Origin of the sequence: Lysobacter niastensis (genome assembly GCF_031457115.1) — a bacterium.
Taxonomy (GTDB): domain Bacteria; phylum Pseudomonadota; class Gammaproteobacteria; order Xanthomonadales; family Xanthomonadaceae; genus Lysobacter_J; species Lysobacter_J niastensis_A.
In genome coordinates this window covers 1-5,712 of sequence record NZ_JAVDVY010000005.1, presented here as the reverse complement: position 1 = coordinate 5,712, position 5,712 = coordinate 1, and the positions used below count along the sequence as shown (strand labels likewise).

Here is a 5,712-nt window from a genome sequence, read left to right as displayed (position 1 = left end):
GAAGGAACCCGATGCGAGTTGTTTCGCCGGTGCCGCATAACGCCTGAATTAAGCCGAGCCGCGAAGCGGCTTCGGCTTGAATGAATTGTTAGGCCGCGCCCGACACTGGGGATGTAAGTAGGACTGACCAACCACCCGGAAAGCCGGCAGGGAAAAGGTTACCTCAGCGTCCGGCCCCATAAACAAGCGGCCGGTCTCCGCAACGGCCTGCTTGATGTGAGCGGCCGTAGTTACATGGACCGAAACGGTCTTGCCGTTGTGGCGGTAGACCGCCCCACACATGTCCACCTCGCACGGGAAGTAACCGTTCTGCTCCGCCCACAAAGTTGCCGCCTGCAGTATTTCCCTACGCTCGTGCCCAGGAATTGAGAGCGCCGGGTTTGGCAATGCATCTGCTTCTGCCTCGGTGCAGTCAGCCAACGATGGGTTCACCGAGGATGTGGGCAAAAAGGAGTCTCCGGTATGGCACCCAGTCGCCAGTACCACCAGAGTCAGAGCTGACAGACGAATCCCCATAGCGGCCTAACGCCTGAATTAAGCCGAGCCGCGAAGCGGCTTCGGCTTGAATGAATTGTTAGGCGCCACTACTTGAAGTAGTGATACCAATTTCCGCCGTGAACTTTGTTGCAATACTCTTGGGTGGTAAACGTGATTGACTCTCGAGAGAACTCGGAAAGCTCCGGGCAGTACTGAAGCAGCGTTTGGACAGCACTTTCTGCGATATTGGCACATGCGCCATTGTCTGATGCCTGTTGGAGCTCAGAATCTTTTTGAAGCACGAAGTAAAGCGATGCAGTGAAGGGCGAGGTGGGAAACACAAAGTGCGTTTCCCACAACTTTGAGTCACCAGTAAGCCTCCGGGCCTGCTCTACCAATGGCCCAAGCGCTTGTTTCATGTTTAGTTCAAGCTGATCTCTGTTCATTGGCGCCTAACGCCTGAATTAAGCCGAGCCGCGGAGCGGCTTCGGCTTGAATGAATTGTTAGGCCGCGCCCAGGTCACCGAAGCTTGCGCTCGACGATCAGGGCTTGCGACCAAATCAGGAACTTTGGAGTAGGTCAACGACATCTCAGTCAGCCTTGGCCTGGGCGATACAGGCTTGGAGCTTGCGCAGGAGTTCATCTGCCTCATCCTCCCCAAGGTCGAGCGGGTCACCGTTGGCTGCCACGGCAATGATGCAGATCGCGGATCCGTCATACCAGACGTCGAGACGATCCTTCTTGAGAATGTCTGACACAGGCTTCTCCGCGGCCTAACGCCTGAATTAAGCCGAGCCGCGAAGCGGCTTCGGCTTGAATGAATTGTTAGGCCGCATGCTACGGCGAAACCCAGTGCGTGGTTTTGACCACCCTGCCGGATGAGTCTAGCTCCACGGACCAAGCCTCAATGCCACGGAGCAAAGGCCACTCCCACCAAAGCCGGGTAGCGCAGGGCGAGAGACAGCCCCGTACGTCGTACAACAAGTAAGGGCGCCCAGCCGGCTCCCGCCCGCTGGGCTGACCAAGGCGCGCAATAGCAGATTCAGCAGAGTCCCCAGCAGCGATCTGACCTAGGGCGCTGGTTCTCCGGCTAGCTTGCACGGAGCACGATGCGACAAAGATCACCGACACAGCCAGGGACAGAAGCGCCAAATACTTGATCAACTTTCCCATGCGGCCTAACGCCTGAATTAAGCCGAGCCGCGAAGCGGCTTCGGCTTGAATGAATTGTTAGGCCGCAGCCTAGTACCCATCAGCCACTACCCGGAAGACCATGCCGCCAATCTGCGGATCCTCTTTAAAGGACATGTCGATCAAAGCACCTTGGTTGTCGGAGCCATAGCTGAAGGAAAACTCCCCGCCATTGAGGCTGAACATTGGGGCGAACTTTGTCTTTTTGGAGAGACAAGAAATTGAGTTCTTGACGTTTATGCCAGCGAACTCGGTGTAGCCGTGCTCCATGAGGTAAGCGCAAACAACTTTAGCTGGCTCGTAACCGTTATGAGTACAGCGTTTGGCGGAGATTGCTGGCTCTGGTGCATCTTTGAAGTTGCTTCCCCAGGACGTGTGGAAAGCCACCTCGCGCTTATCCTCTGGCTGTACTGACTCAACAAACCCTCGAAGAGCTTTGCACAGCTCAGCCGGTGGAGCACCGTAAGCGGTCGAAAAGGGCGTGACTAGGGCTGTTGCTGCTAGGAACTGGGTCAGGATCTTCATATGCGGCCTAACGCCTGAATTAAGCCGAGCCGCGAAGCGGCTTCGGCTTGAATGAATTGTTAGGCCCCAACCGCATCTAAGACCAGGGCCGATAAGAGAAACGTGAGGAACGTTGCTGCTGCCGCGTACAGCAAAGTACGTGCTCTATCGCCTCTGCGCTGTAGCTCGGGATCGCCGACGCTCCGGTACTGGCGCATTGTGAAGTACCGGACGCCTGGCGAAGAGGCGGACGACCCGCGCCAGACGGAAGGCTGGCCAAGCTGCGACCAGATCGCTGGATGGCTTGCCCGCAGGTACGCGAATAGTTTGTTTGACGCAGCAATAGAAGCGACGAAGAGCGGGATCAATGCCACGCCGGAAGCTACTGCAATACAGGTCAACAGGACTTCTGCCATTGGGGCCTAACGCCTGAATTAAGCCGAGCCGCGAAGCGGCTTCGGCTTGAATGAATTGTTAGGGCTCACCCCGTACAACTGGAGCCCACAGCTTGAACAATAGCGCGTAGCCGCGAGCACTGGCTCCTGGCCCGCGAGGAATGGCTTGGAGCACTGAGGGCATGGGAAGCGAGTAACGCGAAGGCACAGCAACAACCAAGCTGCGGCCCACAGGGTTACCACCGGAAGAAGCACGAAAATTGCTTCTGCTCTGGTGAGCTTGAGCAGTGCGTAAGCGACAATGCAGGCGGCTGGAAGGCCAAGCAATAGCCCAAGGCTTGCGGCCCAATGGCGCCGCCGATATTGCTGCCACTTTTCCGCGTACTGATCGGACATCTCTCGTGAGCCCTAACGCCTGAATTAAGCCGAGCCGCGAAGCGGCTTCGGCTTGAATGAATTGTTAGGCCCCAACCGCATCTAAGACCAGGGCCGATAAGAGAAACGTGAGGAACGTTGCTGCTGCCGCGTACAGCAAAGTACGTGCTCTGTCGCCTCTGCGCTGTAGCTCAGGATCGCCGACGCTCCGGTACTGGCGCATTGTGAAGTACCGGACGCCTGGCGAAGAGGCGGACGACCCGCGCCAGACGGAAGGCTGGCCAAGCTGCGACCAGATCGCTGGATGGCTTGCCCGCAGGTACGCGAATAGTTTGTTTGACGCAGCAATAGAAGCGACGAAGAGCGGGATCAATGCGACGCCGGAAGCTACTGCAATACAGGTCAACAGGACTTCTGCCATTGGGGCCTAACGCCTGAATTAAGCCGAGCCGCGAAGCGGCTTCGGCTTGAATGAATTGTTAGGCATCTTGGCCGCGGACCAGCCGACGCTGCAAGTACCGCAGCAGCCAGGCAGCTAGGAAACCAAGCAGCGTAATGACCGCGGCTCTAAGACCCAGCGCCGACGAGAGGACAGCCAAATTGCCAAGAAGTCCGCCGATGAGCACGGGGAGTGCAGCTAGGAGGAGGCCGACTGCTGCGCTTTGGAGCGGAACCTGCCATAGCAAGGCGCGAGTAGTGGATGCCCAACTAAGGCCAGCAATGAGCGCAACAGCAATAGGGGAAAACACGAGTAGGCGAGTAAGGCTTGGCCCGGGCAGGCCGATTGAGAGGATTGCAGCCTCGCGGATAAGCAACATGCAAAGAATAAATGCAGCAACGTACAGGGCGGCTGTTGCGATGGATTTCTTGTCTGAGCGACGATTAGCTTTCACAAGATGCCTAACGCCTGAATTAAGCCGAGCCGCGAAGCGGCTTCGGCTTGAATGAGTTGTTATGCGGGACGGCCCGAAGTGCTGTGGGCATTGAAACCGCCACTCCCCAGGGCGACCTGCGAGCCAAGGATGCCACAGCCTTTGACGTTGGGGCTTGCCCAGCGACCCATGGCGAGGGATGGCACCGAAGCAAAGGGAATTGGGATGCGGTAATGGCGCAGCGGAAGGGCGAAGCGCCACCCGACCCGACGTGAGCGAGCGCAAGGACTACAAGCCGGAGCCGACGGCGAACGATGCGGGAGAGTGGCCGAAGGAACCCGATGCGAGTTGTTTCGCCGGTGCCGCATAACGCCTGAATTAAGCCGAGCCGCGAAGCGGCTTCGGCTTGAATGAATTGTTAGGCCCCATCCGGAAGGCGGACCTGCTTAGAGCACTCCGCCGCAATGGGTGCGAGTGCTGGAGCCTTAACCTTGGAGAGTGCTGCCAGAGCTTGCCGTTCATATGCCTCAGCAACGCCAGGGTCCGGCTCGATGAAGGGTGAGGTGCAGATATCCGCCGCGCTGAATCCATGGCCCACCAAGGCCAATACCTGGTTTGGGGCTTTGGGCAGCGCACGGGCAACAGCGTAATCAAGGGACAGAGAGGCGGCGCCATCCGAGAATGGCTTAAGAGCTGTTGCAACTTTCAGCCACGATGGGTCACCTGACTCGATGCCAGAGATTACGCGGTCAAATTCTTTGTCACGCTCCCAGAGGTTCCAGAGGACCTTGCGACCACCCTCTTTGGCGATCAGTCCGAGGAGTGCCTGTGCCGAAGGGCTGGTGCTGCCCTCAGCAGCCAGTGCAACTGGATCGGCTAGGGCCAGTGATAGGAGGATGGCTGTGACGTATCTCATGGGGCCTAACGCCTGAATTAAGCCGAGCCGCGAAGCGGCTTCGGCTTGAATGAATTGTTAGGCCTGCCCTGCGAGTAGCTCACGGCAGGCCTCCAAGATATCGGGAACGCACGACTCAGCCGTAATGCCTAGCCCCTCATGGTCGTACTGCTCATGACCGAGCAGCAAGAACATACCCAGTTCTGTGGGGTAGTTGAGCTTCTCGCCAATCCCTGCGATGAGACCACACCCCAAATTTGGATCCATTTCCCCAGAGAGAACCTGCCGGGCAACACGAACAGCGTCTTCCATTGACTCAAAGTTCTGCATGGCTTCCTGGCAGGCCTAACGCCTGAATTAAGCCGAGCCGCGAAGCGGCTTCGGCTTGAATGAATTGTTAGGCGCCAACGACGCCACCGAAGAACGCTAACACTGCCAGGTTTGCGATGAACCAAGACACGCAAGCCAGTAGCCAAAATGTAACCGGAGCGTCTTTGAACGCGGCCGGCCAAAGTGAGAATAACAACGCCGGAATTGCAGTAGCCGCACGAATGCCAGGCAGGTCAATGACTGCACCAAGCAAGAGCGCCGCAATGGGCTCAAGGGCCATTAACGCAAACGGCGGCCAGTAGAGGCGCAATGCAACTGCAAGTGGCTTTACAGGAAGCTCGTTGAAGAATGCCATTGGCGCCTAACGCCTGAATTAAGCCGAGCCGCGAAGCGGCTTCGGCTTGAATGAATTGTTAGGCGGTGATGCCCCAGAAAGCAGCAGACCCCACCGCCGCTGCAGCCAAGCATGCCACCGCAGGCCGACGGCCCGCCAGTTCCCGGCTGTTGGGCCTTACCAGGAGCGCATGCCGCGGAACCCGGCCGAAGCCAAAGGCAACGGGAGCAAGACGGCGCCCCGATGCGCAAACGGAGCAAGGCGCGATCCGATAGCAGGAATGGCAAGGACTGCTGACCGGAGCCGACGCGCGACGTGGCGAAAGGAACTCCGAAGGA

5 protein-coding genes are annotated in these 5,712 nt (G+C 58.0%); all 5 read right to left on the bottom strand.

Going from position 1 to position 5,712, the window contains the following annotated elements; genetic code table 11:
* Positions 1-584 precede the first annotated feature (584 nt).
* The 5 genes from J2X06_RS17975 to J2X06_RS17955 all read right to left on the bottom strand — a co-directional run bounded on the left by J2X06_RS17975 (position 585) and on the right by J2X06_RS17955 (position 5,395).
* The gene (locus tag J2X06_RS17975) at positions 585-896 is read right to left on the bottom strand and encodes a hypothetical protein (protein WP_310064798.1); all 312 of its coding nucleotides are present in this window, start codon (positions 894-896) and stop codon (positions 585-587) included.
* A 172-nt stretch (positions 897-1,068) separates the two neighbouring features.
* Complete coding sequence (locus tag J2X06_RS17970) at positions 1,069-1,236, bottom strand: hypothetical protein (protein WP_310064796.1); 168 nt, start codon at positions 1,234-1,236, stop codon at positions 1,069-1,071.
* 484 nt (positions 1,237-1,720) lie between these two features.
* Entirely contained in the window at positions 1,721-2,194 is a 474-nt protein-coding gene (locus tag J2X06_RS17965) for a hypothetical protein (protein ID WP_310064794.1), read from the bottom strand.
* 2,039 nt (positions 2,195-4,233) lie between these two features.
* Positions 4,234-4,731, bottom strand: coding sequence for a hypothetical protein (locus J2X06_RS17960; protein WP_310064792.1), 498 nt, complete (start codon positions 4,729-4,731; stop codon positions 4,234-4,236).
* Positions 4,732-5,107: 376 nt separating this feature from the next.
* Complete coding sequence (locus tag J2X06_RS17955) at positions 5,108-5,395, bottom strand: hypothetical protein (protein WP_310064790.1); 288 nt, start codon at positions 5,393-5,395, stop codon at positions 5,108-5,110.
* Positions 5,396-5,712 lie beyond the last annotated feature (317 nt).

What these genes read in the sequence shown, in the direction of transcription:
- J2X06_RS17975 (WP_310064798.1), bottom strand. Translation starts at nt 896, where the DNA reads ATGAAACAAGCGCTTGGGCCATTGGTAGAGCAGGCCCGGAGGCTTACT.
- J2X06_RS17965 (WP_310064794.1), bottom strand. Translation starts at nt 2,194, where the DNA reads ATGAAGATCCTGACCCAGTTCCTAGCAGCAACAGCCCTAGTCACGCCC.
- J2X06_RS17960 (WP_310064792.1), bottom strand. Translation starts at nt 4,731, where the DNA reads ATGAGATACGTCACAGCCATCCTCCTATCACTGGCCCTAGCCGATCCA.
- J2X06_RS17955 (WP_310064790.1), bottom strand. Translation starts at nt 5,395, where the DNA reads ATGGCATTCTTCAACGAGCTTCCTGTAAAGCCACTTGCAGTTGCATTG.